The 19,405-nt window shown below is 72.3% G+C and carries 17 protein-coding genes, 1 other RNA gene and 2 pseudogenes; 18 read left to right on the top strand and 2 right to left on the bottom strand.

From position 1 onward, the window contains the following. The first annotated feature begins 4 nt into the window (after positions 1 to 4). From BCL65_RS07540 to BCL65_RS07525, 4 genes are read left to right on the top strand one after another with little or no spacing between them, the layout of a single operon-like run. A complete protein-coding gene (locus BCL65_RS07540) occupies positions 5 to 217 on the top strand; it encodes a hypothetical protein (protein WP_106266693.1) in 213 nt (70 codons plus the stop codon). Further along, positions 189 to 632, top strand: coding sequence for a TadE family protein (locus tag BCL65_RS07535; protein ID WP_106266691.1), 444 nt, complete (start codon positions 189 to 191; stop codon positions 630 to 632). Before BCL65_RS07540 ends, BCL65_RS07535 begins: the two co-directional genes overlap by 29 nt. Next, on the top strand, positions 629 to 1,075 hold the full coding sequence (locus tag BCL65_RS07530) for a pilus assembly protein TadE (RefSeq protein ID WP_106266689.1): 447 nt from the start codon (positions 629 to 631) through the stop codon (positions 1,073 to 1,075). Before BCL65_RS07535 ends, BCL65_RS07530 begins: the two co-directional genes overlap by 4 nt. Before the next feature lie 29 nt (positions 1,076 to 1,104). Then, positions 1,105 to 1,536 carry a hypothetical protein gene (locus BCL65_RS07525; protein WP_106266687.1) on the top strand — a complete coding sequence of 144 codons (432 nt, stop codon included), beginning with the start codon at positions 1,105 to 1,107 and terminating at the stop codon, positions 1,534 to 1,536. A 17-nt stretch (positions 1,537 to 1,553) separates the two neighbouring features. Here the strand turns inward: BCL65_RS07525 and BCL65_RS07520 are convergent, their stop codons facing one another. Further along, entirely contained in the window at positions 1,554 to 2,081 is a 528-nt protein-coding gene (locus BCL65_RS07520; protein WP_106266685.1) for a putative glycolipid-binding domain-containing protein, read from the bottom strand. A gap of 744 nt (positions 2,082 to 2,825) precedes the next feature. On the opposite strand from BCL65_RS07520, the gene BCL65_RS17785 reads away from it, so the two are divergent. Beyond that, complete coding sequence (locus tag BCL65_RS17785) at positions 2,826 to 3,188, top strand: hypothetical protein (RefSeq protein WP_125206508.1); 363 nt, start codon at positions 2,826 to 2,828, stop codon at positions 3,186 to 3,188. A gap of 91 nt (positions 3,189 to 3,279) precedes the next feature. Here BCL65_RS17785 and BCL65_RS18520 read toward each other — a convergent pair. Then, positions 3,280 to 3,474 (bottom strand): annotated as a pseudogene (locus BCL65_RS18520) (transposase); the annotation flags it as partial. A 116-nt stretch (positions 3,475 to 3,590) separates the two neighbouring features. On the opposite strand from BCL65_RS18520, the gene BCL65_RS07510 reads away from it, so the two are divergent. From BCL65_RS07510 to BCL65_RS07450, 13 genes and pseudogenes are all read left to right on the top strand, one after another. Further along, entirely contained in the window at positions 3,591 to 3,956 is a 366-nt protein-coding gene (locus BCL65_RS07510) for an ankyrin repeat domain-containing protein (protein ID WP_106266683.1), read from the top strand. A gap of 22 nt (positions 3,957 to 3,978) precedes the next feature. Beyond that, the gene (prfB, locus tag BCL65_RS07505) at positions 3,979 to 5,088 is read left to right on the top strand and encodes a peptide chain release factor 2 (protein ID WP_106266953.1); all 1,110 of its coding nucleotides are present in this window, start codon (positions 3,979 to 3,981) and stop codon (positions 5,086 to 5,088) included. A gap of 330 nt (positions 5,089 to 5,418) precedes the next feature. Beyond that, positions 5,419 to 6,096: pseudogene (gene ftsE, locus BCL65_RS07500) on the top strand (cell division ATP-binding protein FtsE); the annotation flags it as partial. Between the two features lie 297 nt (positions 6,097 to 6,393). After that, the gene (gene ftsX, locus BCL65_RS07495; protein ID WP_106266680.1) at positions 6,394 to 7,305 is read left to right on the top strand and encodes a permease-like cell division protein FtsX; all 912 of its coding nucleotides are present in this window, start codon (positions 6,394 to 6,396) and stop codon (positions 7,303 to 7,305) included. A 4-nt stretch (positions 7,306 to 7,309) separates the two neighbouring features. Next, on the top strand, positions 7,310 to 8,791 hold the full coding sequence (locus tag BCL65_RS07490; RefSeq protein ID WP_279340811.1) for a M23 family metallopeptidase: 1,482 nt from the start codon (positions 7,310 to 7,312) through the stop codon (positions 8,789 to 8,791). Between the two features lie 114 nt (positions 8,792 to 8,905). Then, entirely contained in the window at positions 8,906 to 9,409 is a 504-nt protein-coding gene (gene smpB / locus BCL65_RS07485) for an SsrA-binding protein SmpB (RefSeq protein WP_106266678.1), read from the top strand. Between the two features lie 138 nt (positions 9,410 to 9,547). Continuing rightward, positions 9,548 to 9,914, top strand: a transfer-messenger RNA (tmRNA) gene (gene ssrA, locus BCL65_RS07480). Positions 9,915 to 10,006: 92 nt separating this feature from the next. Then, the gene (gene hrpB, locus BCL65_RS07475) at positions 10,007 to 12,562 is read left to right on the top strand and encodes an ATP-dependent helicase HrpB (RefSeq protein ID WP_106266676.1); all 2,556 of its coding nucleotides are present in this window, start codon (positions 10,007 to 10,009) and stop codon (positions 12,560 to 12,562) included. Between the two features lie 126 nt (positions 12,563 to 12,688). Continuing rightward, a complete protein-coding gene (locus tag BCL65_RS07470; RefSeq protein WP_106266674.1) occupies positions 12,689 to 14,419 on the top strand; it encodes a BCCT family transporter in 1,731 nt (576 codons plus the stop codon). A gap of 37 nt (positions 14,420 to 14,456) precedes the next feature. Continuing rightward, the gene (locus tag BCL65_RS07465) at positions 14,457 to 16,235 is read left to right on the top strand and encodes a beta-N-acetylhexosaminidase (protein ID WP_106266672.1); all 1,779 of its coding nucleotides are present in this window, start codon (positions 14,457 to 14,459) and stop codon (positions 16,233 to 16,235) included. Then, entirely contained in the window at positions 16,232 to 17,833 is a 1,602-nt protein-coding gene (locus tag BCL65_RS07460) for an N-acyl-D-amino-acid deacylase family protein (protein ID WP_106266670.1), read from the top strand. Before BCL65_RS07465 ends, BCL65_RS07460 begins: the two co-directional genes overlap by 4 nt. Further along, a complete protein-coding gene (locus tag BCL65_RS07455) occupies positions 17,830 to 18,990 on the top strand; it encodes an alanine racemase (protein ID WP_106266668.1) in 1,161 nt (386 codons plus the stop codon). The genes BCL65_RS07460 and BCL65_RS07455 overlap by 4 nt, the downstream gene beginning before the upstream one ends. Then, positions 18,987 to 19,403: a RidA family protein gene (locus BCL65_RS07450; RefSeq protein WP_106266666.1), complete on the top strand. Its 417-nt coding sequence runs from the start codon at positions 18,987 to 18,989 to the stop codon at positions 19,401 to 19,403. The genes BCL65_RS07455 and BCL65_RS07450 overlap by 4 nt, the downstream gene beginning before the upstream one ends. Positions 19,404 to 19,405 lie beyond the last annotated feature (2 nt).

The raw sequence follows: 19,405 nt of genomic DNA, 5'->3' as shown, positions 1-19,405 counted from the left end.
GACCATGTCCCACGACCACCTCGCTCACCGACCGCAGGACGAAGCGCCGCTCCCGGACCGGCGTCCGGCAGCCGACGATCCCGAGCGGGGCGACGTGCCCGGCTGGGTGCTCGTGACGCTGATGACCGCCGGACTCGTCGTCGCGCTGTGGGCACTGGCCGGGCCGCTCCTCGAGGGCGCGTTCACCGATGCGATCCAGAGTGTCACCGGTCGCTGAGGTCGTTCCGGCCGATTCACCGGTCGAGCCGCCCTCCGCGCGGCACGTCGAGCGGGGGTCGGCGGTCGCCGAGTTCGCGATGATCTCCGCCCTGCTGCTCGCCCTGTTCCTCGGCGTGGTCCAGGTGACCCTCGCGCTGCACGTCCGCGCGTTGACGATCGACGCCGCGGCCGAGGGTGCGCGGGTCGCGGCTCGCGCTGACCGCGACCTCGCGTCGGGCGCTCAGCGCACCCGGGACCTGCTCACGGCGTCTCTCGGGGACCGGTATGCGGACGAGGTGGCGGCGCGGGACACCGTGCAGGACGGCCTCGCCGTCGTCGAGGTGACGGTGCGCGCACCGCTGCCCGTGGTCGGCGTGCTGGGGCCGTCCGGAGTGATGACGGTGTCCGGGCACGCGCTGGAGGAGTCGACATGAGCGAGCGACGCGATCCCGAGTCCGGCGCGGCCGTCGTGGAGTTCCTGGGCGTGAGCGTCCTTCTTCTGGTGCCGCTCGTCTACCTCGTCATGGCGCTGTCGCAGGTGCACGCCGCGGCGTTCGCCGTCGAAGGGGCGGCGCGCGAGGCCTCGAGAGCAGTGGTCACCGCCGAGTCGTCGTCCCAGGGCGTGGCGCGGGCAGCAGCGGCGACCCGCATCGCACTCGGCGACCAAGGGTTCGACGTCGAAGGGGGTGACCTGTTGACGGTCGAGTGCTCCGACGACCCCTGCCTGACGCCGGGCGCGACGATCGGCGTGTCGGTGCGCTACGAGGTGCCCTTGCCGCTCGTGCCTGCCGGCCTGAGAGGGTGGGTACCGCTCGCGGTGCCGGTCGAGGCGGCCCATGTGACCACCGTCGAGGAGCACGTGGCGGTGCGCCCGTGACCGAGGGCAGGGAAGAACACGGACGGATCATGCTGCTCACGGCCGGCTTCGTGGCCGTCGGGCTGATGCTGGTCGGCATGGTGGCCTCCGCGGCGTCGGTGCACCTGGACCGCAAGCACCTGTTCGACCTCGCTGACTCGCTTGCCGTCGCCGGCGCCGACTCGATGCTCGAAGCCACGTACTACGACCTCGAGAGCGTGGCCGAGCCAGGATCCGCCGGTGTGCTGACCCTGAGCGACGGCGACGTCCGGCGTGCGGTGTCCGAGCATCTCGCTCTCCAGCCGGCGTCGACGGCGCCCGGTCTGCGAGACATCCGGGTGGTCGAGGCGGTCAGCCCGGACGGTCGGGGTGCGCGCGTTCGCCTCGTGGCGACGTCGCACCCGCCGTTGATCCGCTGGTTCACCGACTCGTTCGGTGGTGGCATCACCGTCACCGCGACGGCGGCCGCTCGGGCCGGCTAGCTGCCGGCACCCGCCGGTCAGCGCGGTGTGCGCGCGAAGAGCCCGGGGTAGTCGACGACGAGCCCGTCCTCGTCCACCGTGATCTCGCGCCGGAAGTCGCTGTCGCGTGACTCGTAGAGGTACTGCTCAGAGCCGAGCCTGGTGTAGCGCTGCGGGTCCGCCGTGACCGTGAAGGACTCGTGGTCCACGTACGCCGTCACGATGTCGGCCGCATCGCCGACCGCCAGCCCCAGCCGCCGGATCGGCAGCGTGTTGGTGAACGGGCTGAACGCCAGGTCGAGGTCCACCGCCTCGACCAGGTCCGGGCGCGGCGACCCGTCCGCGTGCCACTCACCGTCGTCGTGCGCCAGCTCCAGGGTGCGTCCGTCCGACGAGCGCAGGCTGAGGGCGACGAAGGTCCAGTCGGGGTCGAGCTCGACGGCGTACTCGAGCCGCTCCGGACCGAGGTCCACGATCGACCGCGCCCGCAGCCTGCCGTCTCGCACCGTGAGGTCCAGGTGCTCCACGCTGTCGGATGCGACGCCGTGCCACACGACCATCACCATGAGCCGCCCTCCTTTCCCTGACCCGTCCAGGATCGCGGGCAGCGGGGCTGCCTGCACCTGTAGCTCGTGTCGCGTCTGGAGCACAACGGCCGCATCGCCCCGTGGATCCGAGGAATGCGGGGCGTCGCTGCATCGGGGACGGACATGCCGTGGGCAGGTGCCGCGTACCGAGCGCCTCGGTGTTGTGTCGAGCCAGAGGTTGCGGTTCGCGACGTCGCTCGCACGGCCATGCAGGTGGCGCAGTATCCGATGTCCAGCCCGCGCTCAGGTGATGATCGCAAAAGGTTGTGCAGAGCACCGAAACATGGGTAGGTTTTGGCCGTTCATCGAACAGAGGGGCCCAAGGGTGATGAACCTACCTAAGGGATGACGCTTTGTGTCAAAAGCTGGTCCTGCGGACCACTGGTGTTGCTGTCAGTGCTGGGCTGGTTTGCTCGGCGGATTGGTGGGCGTCGCCGTCGCAGCGGGTAGCGCGTCTGCTGCTGACGTTTCGTGTTCAACGTCGACGGCGGACGTAGACCTCGCGGTGCAAACGGCGGAAGGGTGCGGTACGGACGTCGAGGTCATGTTGCAGCATACGAATGGTGCACGATTTATGCCTCTGCCGATGGGTACGCGCGTCGAGACCTCGGGTCAGAGCGGTGCCGACCCGTTGCATCGCGGCCCGTATCTGCGGGTTTGCAATGGCCGAATCCCGGCGTACCGTAAACTACTCGCAGGGAATCCGGCGTTATGATGAACGAGTTGGAAGTTGAACTCTTGTGGCTTGGATACGAGGCTGACGAGGCAGGGCTCTGGGAGGCCCCGTGGAAGAGGGTCGGGAGCACGGAGGTGAAAGGTGGGTACAGTCTCGAGGAAGTCGCCGATGCGGTCGTCAATTTGGCCCAAACAGGTATGATTGAAGTGATTAAGGGCGCGGAATCGATCGATTTCGATAACGCTGCGGTTGTTGATGTGTCGAAGGTTCGTGATTTGCTCCAGGATCCGCGCGCTTGGCGCCCGGGGAGAATTGGGGAGTTTGTGGTTAGATATCAAACTACTGACGCAGGGTTCGATGCATACAGAAAAGCAATCGGGTGGACTTATGGCGCAGAGTCGCGGACGTAGTGTATCTGCAGATAAGCTCCACCATGATTTTCGCAATCTGCCGTTTCCGTGGCTCACGGGACATCCCGTCGAGGTGTGATGTCGAGGCCCACGCGGAGAGGGCAACCGGTAGTCGGTAGTTGTCGCGGTTGCGGTAGCCACAGGCGAGGCGGCCGTGGAGTTCGAGGATGCTGTTTGTGGTCTCGGGGCCGCCGTTGTTGGCTCGGTCGGTGGTGAAGTAGGCCGGTAATGCCTGCCGCCAGCGGCTCAGGGTTCGTTCGAGTCGGGCGACCTCTGAGATCGGGCAGGCTCCCTTCTGCCTCTTGGGTAGCTAGGGTTCAAGCAGCCTGTGTCGTCAGTAGTCCGGGCTCCGTGCTGAGCGCGGGTGGGTGTCGCCGTAGCACCCGCGCGATACTGGCCCCCATGAACGACAAGCTCCCCGTCGACCTGAACCAGATGTTCGACCTCGCCCGCGCCGGCGAGGACCTCCTGCTCGAGTTCGTCGACGCCGGGGTCCCGTCCGATCACGCCGACGCGCAGGGCAACACGCTCCTCATGCTCGCCGCGTACCACGGGCACGCAGGCCTCGTCCGGGGCCTGGCAGAGCGCGGTGCGGACGTGAACCGCCTGAACGCCCGCGGCCAGTCACCGCTCGCGGGTGCCGTCTTCAAGGGTGAGCCTGCGGTGATCGAAGCGCTGGTCGAGGCCGGCGCCGACGTCGACGCGGGCGAGCCGAGCGCCCGCGCGACGGCTGCCATGTTCGGGAGGACCCTGCCGGGCGCCTCCTGAGCGGCAGGTAGGCTTGAACATCGTGGCCACCATCGACTTTCCCGCCGAGATCAAGGCGCTCCGCTCCACCCTCACGTCCATCGAGTCGGTGAGCGACCCTGCTGTCCTGCAGGAGCGGATCGAGATGCTGTCCGACCAGGCGGCCTCTCCCGACCTGTGGGACGACCAGGACAACGCGCAGAAGGTCACGTCGGCGCTGTCGCACGCGCAGAGCGAGCTGGAGCGCGTGAAGCGTCTCGGCAGCCGGATCGACGACGTCGAGACCCTCGTCGAGCTGGGCAACGAGATGGAGGACGCCGACTCCCTGGACGAGGCGCAGGCCGAGGTCGAGGCGATCCGCAAGGACCTGCAGTCGCTGGAGGTCCGCACCCTGCTCAACGGTGAGTACGACGCCCGCGCCGCGGTCGTGACGATCCGCGCGGGCGCCGGTGGCGTCGACGCGGCGGACTTCGCCGAGATGCTCATGCGCATGTACCTGCGCTGGGCCGAGCGCCACGGCTATCCCACGAAGGTCATGGACACGTCCTACGCCGAGGAGGCGGGGCTCAAGTCCGCGACGTTCGAGGTCGACGCGCCGTACGCGTTCGGGCACCTGTCGGTCGAGGCCGGCACGCACCGCCTCGTCCGCATCTCGCCGTTCGACAACCAGGGCCGCCGGCAGACCTCCTTCGCCGCCGTCGAGGTGATCCCGCTCATCGAGCAGACGGACTCGATCGAGATCCCGGAGAACGAGCTCAAGATCGACGTCTTCCGCTCCTCGGGCCCGGGTGGCCAGTCCGTGAACACCACGGACTCCGCCGTGCGCATGACTCACATCCCCACGGGCACCGTGGTGTCGATGCAGAACGAGAAGTCCCAGATCCAGAACCGCGCCGCCGCGCTGCGCGTCATGCAGTCGCGCCTGCTGCTGATCCGCCAGGCGGAGGAGGCGGCGAAGAAGAAGGAGATGGCCGGGGACATCAAGGCGTCCTGGGGCGATCAGATGCGCTCCTACGTGCTGCACCCGTACCAGATGGTCAAGGACCTGCGCACCGAGCACGAGTCCGGCAGCACGCAGAACGTGTTCGACGGCGCGATCGACGAGTTCATCGAGGCCGGCATCCGCTGGCGTCGTTCGGGCGGCGAGAGCTGACCTGAGCCCGAACGGCGCCGCACTACTTCGCGGAGCCGGGCACTACCTCGGCGCCGGGCCCACTACCTCGGCGCCGGGCCCACTACCTCGGCGAGCCGCCTACTACCTCGGCGAGCCGCGCACTACCTCGGCGCGAGCGGGACTACGTCGGCGGAATGGGCACTACCTCGGGGTTTGGCGGATTTCCGCTGTTTGTCCGGTGTTGCGTCGAGCAACTGATCGACCCGCGACACACCGGCGTGTCCTCCGGCGGGCGGGGACCGCCGTCGTGCGACTCTCGATCAGGCGAGCACCGTGGTCCCGTGGTGCCCGTCGGGGGGAGGGCACGCAGTGATCAGGTTCGAGAACGTCTCGAAGGTCTACGCCAGGGGGGCGAGGCCGGCGCTCGACGAGGTCTCCGTCGACATCGAGCGCGGCGAGTTCGTCTTCCTCGTCGGCGCGTCCGGCTCCGGCAAGTCGACGTTCCTGCGGCTGGTGCTCCGCGAGGAGCGGCCCACCGGTGGTCGCGTCTACGTCGCCGGCCGCGACCTGACCCGGCTGTCCGGGTGGAAGGTGCCCTCGCTGCGGCGCGGCATCGGCATGGTCTTCCAGGACTTCCGCCTGCTGCCCAACAAGAACGTCTACGAGAACGTGGCCTTCGCGCTCCAGGTGATCGGCCGCCCGCGCCACACCATCCGGACCACCGTGCCCGAGGTCCTCGAGTGGGTGGGGCTGGACGGCAAGGAGAAGCGCCGCCCCCACGAGCTCTCCGGCGGCGAGCAGCAGCGCGTCGCCATCGCCCGGGCGTTCGTCAACCGCCCGCAGATCCTGCTCGCGGACGAGCCCACCGGCAACCTCGACCCGACGACGTCGCTCGGCATCATGCGGCTCCTGGACCGGATCAACAGCACCGGGACCACCGTGGTCATGGCGACGCACGACGACGAGATCGTCAACGAGATGCGCCGTCGCGTCGTGGAGCTCTCGACGGGGCACGTGGTCCGCGACGAGGCGGACGCCGAGTACGGCCGCCGCGAGGACATCCTGCCGCTGGTCGGTCCGGCCCCGGTGCTCGACGCCCCGGGACGTGGGGTGCCGCGGCGCGGTGCACCGACGCCCCGGATCGTGGTCCAGCCCGAGCCGGGCGACCTCGCTGCCGAGCAGGCCGCAGAGGCCGCCGTCGAGCAGGGCGCGTTCGAGCACGACGCCCCGGAGCTGGCGCCGCTCGCCGAGGACCCCGTGGACTCCCACACCGCCGAGCCCCCGTCGCGGCGGGCCCGCCGCGCCATGTCCGGGGCCGGTACCGGCCACGAGGAGGCCTGAGCGGTGCGGCTGCAGTTCATCCTCGTCGAGGTCCTCCAGGGTCTGCGACGCAACGCCACCATGGTGATCTCCGTCATCCTCGTCACCTTCGTCTCCCTCACCTTCGTGGGATCGGCCGCGCTGCTGCAGGCGCAGGTCACCAAGCTCAAGGGGGACTGGTACGACCTCGTCGAGGTGTCCGTCTTCCTGTGCCCCGACGGGTCCACCGTGCCCACCTGCGCGGAGGGCGAGGCCACCGAGGACCAGATCGCCACGATCGAGCAGGCGATCGAGACCGAGCTGGACGAGGTGGTCGCCACCACCTACTTCGAGTCCAAGGCTGAGGCCTTCGAGGCGTTCGAGGCCCGCTACCCCGACGGCTACCAGGGCACCCAGCTGACCGAGGACGACATGCAGGCGTCCTACCGGCTCCAGCTCGCCGACCCCGAGCAGTACCAGGTGGTCGACGACGTCCTCAGCGGCCGCGACGGCGTCGAGGTGGTCGAGGACCAGCGCGCCGCGTTCGAACCGCTCTTCCTCGCACTGAACCGCGCCTCCCTCGTCGCCGTCGGCCTCGCCGCCGTCATGCTGCTGGCCGCCGCGCTGCTGATCACGACGACGATCCGGCTCTCCGCCGTGTCGAGACGGCGAGAAACAGGCATCATGCGACTCGTGGGTGCATCGAACCTGTTCGTCCAGCTCCCCTTCATGCTGGAGGGCGCCATCGCCGCGCTGGTCGGGGCCGTGCTCGCCGTGGGCGGGCTCTGGCTCGCCGTGCAGTACCTCGTGGTCGACTGGCTCGCCCAGTCCGTCGACTGGGTCGACTACGTCTCCACCGCCGACGTGCTCGCCATCGCTCCCTTGCTGCTGGGCGTCGCCGTCGCGCTCGCCCTGGTGTCCTCCGTCGTCACCCTGCACCGATACACGAGAGTGTGATCCCGTGACCCACCGTCCCGCCTCCCGCCTGCGCCGGATCGTCGGTGCCGCCGTCGTCGGCCTGCTCGTGCTCGGTCCGTCCGCGCCGGCGCTCGCCGACGAGATCGACGACCAGCGAGCAGCCGCCGAGCGGGAGAAGGCCGAGAAGGACGCCGAGCGCAAAGAGCTCGAGGTGGCCCTCGAGGACACGAACGCCGAGTTCGCCCAGGCGGTGCTCGACCTCAACGCCGTCGAGGCGCGCCTGCCCGTGGCGCAGGCCGAGCTGGCCGAGGCGCAGGCCGCGCTCGCCGAGGCCCGCCGCAAGGCGGAGGTGCTCGCGCAGCGCCTCGCCGACGCCGAGGACGAGGAGACCCGGATCTCCGAGGAGATCGCCGCCGGCGAGGGCAAGGCCGAGGAAGCCCGTACCGAGGTCGCGGCCATGGCGCGGGAGGCGTACCGCCGCGGGGACGACGTCAGCACGCTCGGGCTCGTCACGGGCGCGCAGTCCACGCAGGAGTTCCTCGAGGACGTCGCCGTGAACTCCTCGGCCGCGCGCAGCCAGTCACGCGCCGTCGCGGAGCTGCAGGAGGCGGAGACCGTCGCGCGGAACCAGGAGGCCCGCCTCGCCGCGATCCGCGAGACCATCGCCGACCTCAAGGCGGAGGCGGACGCGAACGTCGTCGTGGCCGAGCAGGCGGAGCAGGATGCGGCCGAGCGCAAGGCCGAGGTCGAACAGCTCATCGAGGAGCAGAAGCAGCTCAAGGCCACCATCGAGGACCGGCGTGAGGAGACCGTCGCCGAGCTCGAGGAGAACGAGGCGCAGCGCGCGACGCTCGAGGACGAGATCCAGCAGATCATCGTCAAGCAGGAGGAACGCGACCGCCGGCTCGAGGAGGAGCGCAAGCGGCGCGAGGCCGAGGAACGCCGGCAGCGCGAGGCCGAGGAGCGCCGGCAGCGGGAGGCCGAGCGCCAGGCCGCCGAGAACAACAACAACGGTGGCGGTGGCGGTGGTGGATCCAGCTCCGGCGGCGGTTCCGGCTCCGGTGGCGATGGCGGGGGCGGAGGATCGAGCTCCGGCGGTGGCGGTGGGTCGTCCTCGTCGGGCCCGTTCCTGGGCTGGCCGACGAACTACCACGTGGTGACGAGCTCGTACGGGCAACGGTTCCACCCGCTGTACAACGCGTGGCGGCTGCACGCCGGCACGGACATCCGCTCCTACTGCGGCACCCCGATCTACTCCGCCCAGAGCGGGTACGTCGAGCAGGCGTACTACGGCAGCGGACCGGGCAACAACGTGCTCATCAACCACGGCCGCCACAAGGGCGACAGCGTGATGAGCCGTTACCTGCACCTGTCCCGCGACGTCGTCCGGGTGGGGGAGAAGGTCGACAAGGGCGAGATCATCGGCTACTCCGGGACCACCGGCAGCTCGACGGCGTGCCACCTGCACTTCGAGGTCTACGTCAACGGCAGCACGGTGGACCCGATGGGCGGCTGGCTGAACTGACGGGCCACTCCGGGCATTACCCCGCTGATCGCTGAGCGAGGAAATAGCCTGGACCGCCGTCGTCGGCCGCGTATCCTGGGACGCTGCGGTCCGCGACCAGGGGAGGAGGCAGCCGTGTCCAGCAAGGCCAAGGGCGCCAAGAAGAAGAAGTCCGACGACCCCCGCCAGGTCGTGGCGAACAACAAGAAGGCGCGCCACGACTACGTGATCGAGGACGTCTTCGAAGCGGGCATCGTCCTGTCGGGGACCGAGGTCAAGGCGCTGCGGATGGGGCGCGCGTCGCTCCTGGACGGCTATGTCGCGATCGACCACGACGAGGCGTGGCTGGAGAACGTCCACATCCCGGAGTACTTCCAGGGGACGTGGAACAACCACACGCCGCGCCGCAAGCGCAAGCTGCTGCTGCACCGCGACGAGATCGACCGCCTGGGCGTGAAGTCGCGGGAGAAGGGGCACACGATCGTGCCGCTCCGGCTGTACTTCCTGGACGGCCGGGCCAAGGTGGAGATCGCCCTGGCCCGCGGCAAGAAGGAGTACGACAAGCGCCAGACGCTGCGCGAGAAGCAGGACATGCGCGAGGCGCAGCGGGCGATCCGCCAGAAGGAGCTCCTCAGCTGACGGCCGGCCGCGCCAGGTCGGCCGGGCCGGAAATAAACCTCCGACCCGCCGGGTTGATGATCTAGACTGGTCGCACCCGGCCCACCACGCCCCGGCAGCATCGGGGCAGGTGAGGGTGCGGGCCTTGACAACACCACAGGGGCTGATCGGTTTCGACGGTGGTCGTGATTCCAGGAGAAGCGGGCCGAGGAGGCAGGCTCATCTCGTGAACGATGCCTGCAAACCTATAGGTGCCGATAACAAGCGCACCGACTTCGCCCTCGCCGCCTGAGCGAGTCTCGAAGTCCGTGAGCCCGGGATTGCTCTCGACCCGGTAGCTCACGTCATCTAGAGAGCCACTGCTCGCAGCCTTCGTCGTCGGGGCTGCGGGGACTCTCAGACGACTGAGCCCGTCCACACCTTGTCTGCGTGAGTGTGGGGGCTGAGAAAAGCACAGCAGACTGCGCCCGGAGAAGTCCTGGAACAGCGTCACCGGACCCGGGTTCGATTCCCGGCAGCTCCACACCTCGCACGAGGCCCGAACCCTTGCCAGCAGCATCGTCGGCACGGGTCCGGGCCTCGTCGGCGTTCCGGGCCGGGCACGGCACACTGGAGCGCATGTCCCACGCCGCGCTCGTCGATCTCCTCGCCGCCCCGCCGGCCCTGCCGGTCGCCGCCGGTCTCGCCGAGCTCGACGCGGCGGTCCGGACCTCGGGCGCAGCGGTGCTGCAGTCCCCGCCGGGCAGCGGGAAGACCACCCTGGTGCCCCCCGCCCTCGCGGTCGCCCTCGGCGGACGCGTCGTTGTCACGCAGCCGCGCCGGATCGCCGCCCGCGCCGCCGCGCGCCGGCTCGCCGGGCTGCTGGGCGAGCCGGTGGGCCGCACGGCGGGCTTCGCGGTGCGCGGCGACCGCCAGACCGGTCCGGACACCCTGGTGGAGTTCGTCACCGCCGGCACGCTGCTGCGCCGCCTGCAGCACGACCCGGAGCTCCCCGGCGTGAGCGCCGTCGTGCTCGACGAGGTCCACGAGCGCCAGATCGACGGTGACCTCCTGCTCGCCATGCTCGTCGAGGCCCGCGCGGCACTGCGCGAGGACCTCGCCGTCGTGGCCATGTCCGCCACGGTCGAGGCGGACCGGGTCGCCGAGCTGCTCGGGACGAGCGTCCCTGTCGTCACGGTCCCCGGGGCCCTGCACCCGGTCTCGACCGTCTGGTGCCCGGAGCCGCGCACCGCACCGCGGCTGACGCCGACGGGCACGAGCCGCGAGTTCCTCGGTCACGTCACCGACGTCCTGGGACGGGCTCTGCAGGAACAGGCCGGTGACGTCCTCGTGTTCCTCCCCGGTGCGCGGGAGGTCGACGACGTGGTGCGCCCCGCCCGCGCCGCCTGGCCCCGGGTGGACGTGCTGCCGCTGCACGGTCGCCTCCCGGCGGCCGAGCAGGACCGCGCACTGCAGCCGTCGTCGAGCCGGCGGGTCATCGTCTCCACGGCGGTGGCGGAGTCCTCGCTCACCGTCCCGGGGGTGCGGGTCGTGGTGGATGCCGGCCTCGTGCGCGAGCCGCGCACCGACCACCACCGCGGTCTGGCCGGGCTGGTCACCCGGAGCGTGAGCCGGGCCGGCGCCGAGCAGCGCGCCGGCCGGGCCGGGCGTCAGGGTCCCGGGACGGTGTACCGGTGCTGGTCCGAGGCGGAGCACGCCCGGCTGGCGCGCCACCCCAGCCCGGAGATCCTCACCGCCGACCTGACCGGCCCGATGCTCGAGCTCGCCCTGTGGGGCGCGCCGGGCGGCGCGGGGCTGGCCCTGCTGGACGCGCCCCCGCCCGCCGCCGCGGCGGCCGCGCTCGCCGTCCTCGGGGAGCTCGGCGCCGTGACGTCCGACGGTGCCGTCACCGCGCGGGGACGGGCGATCGCGGAGATCGGGGCCGACCCGCGGCTGGCGCGGGCCCTGCTGGACGGCGCGGCGGCGGTCGGCCCGCGGGTCGCCGCCGAGACGGTCGCGATGCTCGCCGCCGACGGCGGCCCGGACGACGTCGACCTGGCGGCGGCGCTGCGCCGCCGGCGCGCGACCGCGGGTCGGGGCAGCCCGTGGCGGCGAGAGGCGGACCGCTGGGGGCGGATCGTCGCGCGACGGGACCAGAGCCCGCGCGACGAGCGGGCCGCGGCGTCGGGCGCGACGTCGGGCGCGACGCACGGGGTCAGCCTCGACCTTGCCGTGGGGATCGTGACGGCGTTGGCCCATCCCGACCGTATCGCCCGCAAGCGGCCCGGGTCCGACCGGTATCTCATGGCCGGGGGAGCCGGGGCGCGGCTCCCCGGGGGCGCGCTCGCCGGCAGCGAGTGGCTCGCCGTCGCGGAGGCGACCCGGTCGCCCGGGCAGCCCGACGCGCTCGTCCGGTCGGCGGTCCCGATCGACGAGGCCACCGCCCGTGAGGCGGGTGCGAGCCTGCTGGGGACGGCCGACGACGTCGCGTGGCGGGACGGCCTGCTGGTGTCGCGCCGGGTGGTGCGGCTGGGCGCGATCGAGCTGTCGGCGGAGCCGTTGCCGCGCCCGCCAGCCGCCCTGGTCGCCGCCGCCGTCCAGGACGGCCTGCGCACCGAAGGGCTCGACCTGGTGCCGTGGCCCCCGGCCGCGATCTCGCTGCGCCGCCGGCTGGCCTTCTTGCACGAGGCCCTCGGCGAGCCGTGGCCGGACGTGTCCGACGCGGCGCTGGAGGCCAGCGTGCCCGCGTGGCTCGGGCCGGACCTCGACGGGGTGCGCACCGGCCGGGACCTGCGCCGCCTGGACACGACGACGGCGCTGCGCAGGCTGCTGCCCTGGCCCGAGGCCGCCCGGCTCGACGTGCTCGCCCCCGAGCGCGTCACCGTTCCCACCGGCTCGGCCGTGCGCGTGAACTATGCCGACCCGGACCGGCCCACGCTGGCCGTACGTCTCCAGGAGGTCTTCGGCTGGCAGGGGGCGCCCGCCCTGGCCGACGGTCGGGTGCCGCTGGTCCTGGAGCTGCTCTCGCCGGCGCACCGGCCCGCCGCGGTGACCGCGGACCTCGCCGGGTTCTGGCGCACCGGGTACCCGCAGGTGCGGTCCGAGCTGCGCGGGCGCTACCCCAAGCACCCGTGGCCCGAGGACCCTGCGGCCGCCGCTGCGACGACCCGGACGAAGAAGGCCTCGCGCGGCTGAGGCCGCCGCAGGCGGTCGACAGGTCGCTCTGCGCCTCGCGACGCGCGGAGCATGGGTGGATGCTGGACTATCGCCACCGACGTCGGCAAGGTGGACGTCACGTCCATCACAGGGGGAGAGGCAGCCATGGCCGAGGGAAAGCTCGACGTCGTCGCGAGGCGGCTGGGGCTACGGACCGACCCGATCATCTTCTTCGTCTCTGCCGCACTGATGGTGCTGTTCCTCGTCGTGCTGATGATCTTCCCTGCGCCGATCGGGTCGGCGTTCGGCAGCGCGCGCGAGTGGATCGTCACCAACCTGGGCTGGTTCTTCATCCTCGGCGTGACCGTGTGGCTGCTGTTCCTGGTCTGGGTGGCGCTGAGCCGCTACGGCCACCTGCGCCTCGGGCCGGACGACGCCCGGCCGGAGTACGGGAACCTGTCGTGGTTCGCGATGCTGTTCGCCGGCGGCATCGGCACGGTGCTGATGTTCTGGGGCGTCGCCGAACCGATCTCCCACTTCGGGACGCCGCCGTTCGCCGGGGTGGAGCCGTACTCGGCGGAAGCGGCCGAGGACGCGATGTCCGTCTCGTTGTACGACCTGGGTCTGCACACCTGGACGATCTTCACGCTGCCCGGTCTGGCGTTCGGCTACTTCGTGTACCGGCACGACCTGCCGCTGCGGGTCAGCTCGGTGTTCTACCCATTCCTCAAGGAACGGATCTACGGCCCGATCGGCCGGACGATCGACATCTTCGCGGTGCTCGGCACGCTGTTCGGTCTGGCGGTGTCGCTGGGCCTGGGCACCTCGCAGATCGGCGCCGGCATCAACCACCTCCTGCCGAACGTCGAGAACAGCACCCTTCTCCAGGTGGGCATCATCACGGTGCTCACGGCGGTGGCCGTGACCTCGATCGTCGCGGGGCTGGACAAGGGCGTGAAGCGCCTGTCGAACATCAACATCCTCATGGCCGTGGGCCTGATGATCTTCATCCTCATCTCGGGTGACACGGTGTTCCTGCTGCGTCAGATCCCGCAGAGCATCGGCGTCTACCTGCAGGACCTGACCGGCCTGGCGTTCTGGAACGACGCGATGTCCCCCTTCACCAAGGACGGCGGCTGGGGCTGGCAGGGTGACTGGACGGTCTTCTACTGGGCCTGGACGGTGACCTGGGCGCCGTTCATGGGCGTGTTCCTCGCCCGGATCTCCCGGGGGCGAACCATCCGCCAGTTCGTGGCCGGTGTGCTGCTCGCGCCGACGTTGTTCACCGTGGTGTGGTTCGTCGTCTTCGGCTGGTCGGCGATGGAGATCGACGGCATCGGCGGGTCGGGCGGCGTGATCTCCGAGGCGGTCTCGCAGGACGTCGCGCTGGCCATGTTCACCTTCTTCGAACAGTTCCCGGCGGCGACCCTGGTCTCGGGCATCGCCGTGGTGGTGGTCGCGCTGTTCTTCGCGACGTCGTCGGACTCGGCGTCCCTGGTGGTCGACATGCTCTGTGCCGGCACCCCGGACGCCGGGCCCACCCGGCAGCGCGTCTTCTGGGGCGTGAGCGAGGGTGCGCTCGCCGCCTCGCTCATCATCCTCGGGGGTGTCACCGATGCCGACGGCCTGGCAGCACTCCAACAGGTCATCACGGTGATCGGTCTGCCCATCTTCGTCCTCGTGTTCCTCATGATGATCAGCATGATCAAGGCGCTGTCGACCGAGAGACGCGCGGCGATCGAGGCTCAGTTCGCGGGCGTGCTGGCCAAGCGGGACCGTGCGGAGCAACGGGGCAGGCCCAAGGTGGCGGGCCGGGGCCGCAACCGCGAGACGGCCGAGGAGCCGCTGGTGCCGGTCGAGGAGGGGGCGGGCGAGGAGACCAACGGCCAGCCCTGATTGTCAGGACTGCTTTCCAATTGGCTAGGGTGACGGCGTGCCGTACGACGCACCGTCGACGACGACGGTCCCCACCGTTCCTGCCCCCGCCTCGGCCCTGCTGCGGCCGGGAGAGCTCGCCCTGCCGGACGGCGCCTGCGTGGCCGCCCACCCCACGCTCGCGCCGGCGGCGCGCTGGTGGCGCAGGGTCACCGAGGAGAGCTTCGGCATCGACCTCGTCCCGACGGCACTCGCGGACCGCGAGCACCACGACGACGGCGACGACGGTGCCCCGGCACCCGCCGTCCGCTTCGCCCTCGACGACGCCCTGGCCAGAGGCGGCTACTCGCTCGACGTGAGCGGCGCCGTCGTCCGGGTCGGCGCCGCGGACCTGCCCGGTGCCTTCGCCGCCGCGCAGACCCTGCGCCAGCTCGCCGGCGCCCAGGCGTTCCGGCGGTCGGCCGGCGCACCGCTCGTGCTGCCGGCCGTGCACCTCGAGGACGCGCCCCGTCACCACTGGCGCGGCGTGCTCCTCGACGTCGCGCGCCACTTCCTGCCCACCGCGGACGTGCTGCGGTTCGTGGACCTCGCCGCCGCGCACCACCTCAACGTGCTGCAGCTCCACCTCACCGACGACCAGGGCTGGCGCCTCGCGATCGATCGGTACCCGCGCCTCACCGAGGTGGGCGCCTGGCGGCGCGAGTCCACCGTGGGCACCTGGCGCACGGGCACCCCCGACGGTCGCCCGCACGGCGGGTACTACACGGCCGACGACCTGCGCGAGATCGCCGCCTACGCCCGCGAGCGCGGCGTGCTGGTGGTCCCCGAGGTCGACGTGCCCGGCCACGTCCAGGCCGCGCTCGCGGCCTACCCCGACCTGGCCGCCCGCCGCGGGTCCCACGAGGTCTCCACGACCTGGGGGATCAGCGCCGACGTGCTGGACCCGTCCGAGCACGCCCTGGAGTTCTTCCGCCACGTCCTCGACGAGGTCTGCGGCATCTTCGACGCGCCGTTCGTGGCGCTGGGCGGCGACGAGGTGCCGACCACCGCCTGGAGCGAGCGGCCCGACATCGTCGACCGTGCCGCGTCGCTGGGCCTCGTCGCCGACGACGGCACCCCGGACGTCGCCCGTCTGCACGGCTGGTTCGTCGCCCGTCTCGCGGACCACCTGCGCACGCGGGGCCGCCGCGCGGTGGTGTGGGACGAGGCGTTCGGCCCGGACCTGCCGCGCGACGCCGTCGTCCTGTGCTGGCGCGGGCACGCGGTGGCGCTGGACGCGATGGCCGCCGGGCACGACGTCGTGATGGCGCCCGAGCAGGAGGTCTACCTGGACCACCGCGCCGCCGACGGACCCGACGAGCCGATCCCGGTCGGGTTCGTGCGGACCACCGCCGACGTGTACGCGTTCGAGCCGCTGCCAGCCGCCGCCCGCGAGGCCCGGCCCGACCTGCCCGCGGAGCTGCCGGGCAGCCTGCTGGGCGCCCAGGCGCAGGTGTGGACCGAGCACCTGGACTCCGCACGCCGCATCGACTACGCGGCGTTCCCGCGGCTGGCGGCCTTCGCCGAGGCGGTGTGGACGACCGACCCGGCACCACGCGACGTGGGTGGCCGGGCCGGTACCGCGTTCCTCGCCCGCCTCGAGTCCGCGCACCTGCCGCGGCTCGCCGCCGCGGGTGTCGAGTTCCGTCCGCCGGGCGGCCCGCACCCGTGGCAGACGCGCCCCGGGATCGCCGGGCACGCCCGCGACCTCGCGGCCGAACGGGCGGCCGCGGGCTGGGAGGGTGCGGGCGGCTGGGTCGCCGGCCGCGACGGCGCCGAGCCGGAGGTTCCCGCATGAGCCACGGGCCGCTCGACGCCGTGCGCGGGGTGCTGCTGCCCCGCCCGGACGGCAGCCTCAGCGGACCGCACGACGTGCTGCTGGAGGGCGGCGCGGTGCGGTCCGTCGAGCCGTCGTCCGCGCACGTGGGGGGTCAGGTCCTCGACGCCGGGGGCCGGCTCGCGCTGCCGGGGTTCGTCGACGCGCACGTCCACGGCGGCAGCGCCGTGCTCGACCCCGCCGTGCAGCACGCGCTGCTGCGCCAGGGCGTCACGTCGATCGTCACCGGGTCCGACGGCGTGGGGTACGCGCCGTCGTCCGCCGAGGGTGCCGCGTGGGCCGCCCGGTACTTCGCCGGGATCGACGGGGCCCACCCGGGGTTCGACGGTGGCAGCATGGCCGAGCTGCTCGCCACCTACGACGGCGCGACCCCGGTGAACGTGGCCGCGCTGGTGCCGCACGGCACCCTGCGCCGCACCGTGATGGGCACGGCGCAGCGCGCCGCGACCGCCGCCGAGACGGCGGAGATGGTCGCGCTCGCGCGCCAGGGGTTCGCCGACGGGGCCGTCGGGCTGTCCACGGGCCTGGAGTACGTCCCGGCGGCCTGGGCGCAGGAGGCCGAGCTGGTGGCGCTCGCCGCCGTCGCCGCGGAGCACGGGCTGCCGCACGTCTCGCACATGCGCGGCTACGAGGACAAGGCCGGTCCGGCGCTCGCCGAGCTGTTCCGGCTGGCCGCCGCGACGGGCGTGGCCACCCACGTCTCCCACCTGCACGGACCCGCCGCGCCGATCGTCGCCGCGCTCGATGCCGCCCGGGCCGACGGTCTCGACGTCACCTTCGACTCCTATCCCTACCTGCGGGGCTGCTCGATCCTCGCGATGGTCGCGCTGCCCACGTGGCTGCCGCTCGCCGACCCGGACGCGACCCTCGCCCTGATCGACGACCCGGAGCACGGCGAGCGGCTGCGCGTCCACCTCGCCGGCCTGGACGAGCTGTGGCCGCGCGTCACCCTCGCCTGGGCGCCCGGCCTCGACCCGCACGAGGGCGACGTGGCGGGCCACGGGCTGGTGGACGTGGCCGCCCGGTGGCAGGTGCCGCCCGCGCAGGCCGCGCTGCGGGTCCTGCGGGCCTCCCGCCTGCGGGCGAGCTGCGTGTTCGCCCAGCCGCCCACCGGGACCGCCGAGTCGGTGCGCCTGCTGGCCGGGCACCCCGCCCACCTCGCGGGCTCGGACGCGATCTACCAGCCCGTCGGCGCCGCCACGGACGAGGGACGGCCGCACCCGCGGGGCTGGGGCGCGTTCGCCCGGTTCCTCGCCCAGCAGGTGCGTGCCACCGGTGACTGGACGTGGCACGACGCCGCCGAGCACCTGTCGGCCCGCGCCGCACGCCGGTTCGGGCTGGCCGACCGCGGCCGGGTCACCCCGGGCGCCGTCGCCGACCTGGTGCTCGTCGACCCCGCGACCGTGACCGACACCGCGACGTACGACACCCCGCGCACGCCCGCCGTCGGGATCGACGACGTGGTCGTCGCCGGGGTCCCCGTCCTGGCCGGTGGCGAGCTCACCGGCGCCCGGCCCGGCCGTGGCCTGCGGCCCACCCGAGGGAGAACAGCACCATGAGGATCGACGACCCGCACCTGTCCTGGCCGCTGCTCACGCTCGACCGTGCCGCCGTCGAGCACAACGTCGCCACCGTGGCGACGGCGCTGGCCACGGCCGGCGTCGAGCACGCCCCGCACGTCAAGACGCACATGTCCCGTGAGCTCTGGGAACGCCAGCGCGCCGCGGGCGCGTGGGGGGCGACGGTCGCGACGCCGGCCCAGCTGCGCACCGTGCTGGGGTGGGGCACGGCGCGGCGCGTGCTGCTGGCCAACGAGCTCGTCGACCCGCGCGACGCCGCACGGCTGCGCACCGCGCTCGACGCGGGCGAGGCCGACGAGGTCTGGGTCTGCGTGGACTCACCCCGCGGCGTCGAGGTGCTGGCCGCCGCGTTCGACGGCACCACGCACCGCCGGCTCGGCGTGCTCGTCGAGCTGGGGGTCGACGGCGGGCGCACCGGGGTCCGGACGGTCGAGGGGGTGGCGGCGCTCGCGGCAGCCGTCGCCGACGCCGGGCTCCGGCTGGTGGGCGTCAGCGGTTACGAGGGGCCGGTCGCGTCGGGAACCACCCCGGCCGAGCTGGACGCCGTCGCCCGCTGGTGCGGGCTGCTGCGGGAGGCGGGCGCCGCCGTCGCGCACCGGGTCGACGGCCCTGTGGTCCTGTCGGCCGGGGGGAGCGCCTTCGCGGACGTCGTGGTGCGCCGGCTGACCACGGCGCCGGGGGCGCGCGTCGTGGTCCGCTCGGGTGCCTACGTCGCCCACGACCACGGGCACTACGCGCACGCCGACCCCTGGACCCGGCTCGGGGTCGCGCCGCTGCGCCCCGCGATCACCGTGTGGGCGTCGGTGCTCTCCGCGCCGGAGCCCGGCCTGGCGGTGTGCGGGATGGGGCGCCGGGACGTGTCGTTCGACCTCGACCTGCCCCTGCCGCTGGTCGCCCGCGGGACGGACGCCGTCGGCCGGCTCGGGCGTGCGCGGGCGCTGGACGCCCGTGTGACCGCGCTGGACGACCAGCACGCGTACCTGCACGTCTCCGACGACGATCTCGCTCCGGGCGACGTCGTCGGGTTCGGCATCTCGCACCCGTGCACCACGTTCGACAAGTACCGCACGGGCCTGCTCACCGACGGCGACGACGTCGTCGGCACCCTGACGTTCGAGCTCACGGAGGATCGATGACCACCACCAAGACGGCGATCAGCACGCCGGACGCGCCCGCTCCGGCGCACACCTTCCACCAGGGGGTGCGCAAGGGGCCGTTCGTCCAGGTCTCGGGCCAGGGACCGGTCGACCCGGCGACGGGGGAGTACCTGCACCCCGGCGACGTCGCGGCACAGACGACGCGGACGTTGGAGAACGTCCGCGCGATCGTCGAGGCGTCGGGCGCCACCTTCGACGACGTCGTCATGCTGCGCGTCTACCTCACGTCGCGCGAGGACTTCGCGGCGATGAACGAGGCGTACGGCGCGTTCGTCACGCAGCACTGCCCGTCGGGCGTGCTCCCGAGCCGGACCACGGTGATGGTCGGTCTGCCGCGACCCGAGATGCTCGTGGAGATCGATGCCTTGGCGGTGACCTCGGCGGGCGCCTGACC

Source organism: Isoptericola halotolerans (genome assembly GCF_003003075.1).
Taxonomy (GTDB): Bacteria; Actinomycetota; Actinomycetes; order Actinomycetales; family Cellulomonadaceae; genus Isoptericola; species Isoptericola halotolerans_A.
Note: the sequence above shows the minus strand (reverse complement) of the source record. Positions and strands in the feature narration are given on the sequence as shown.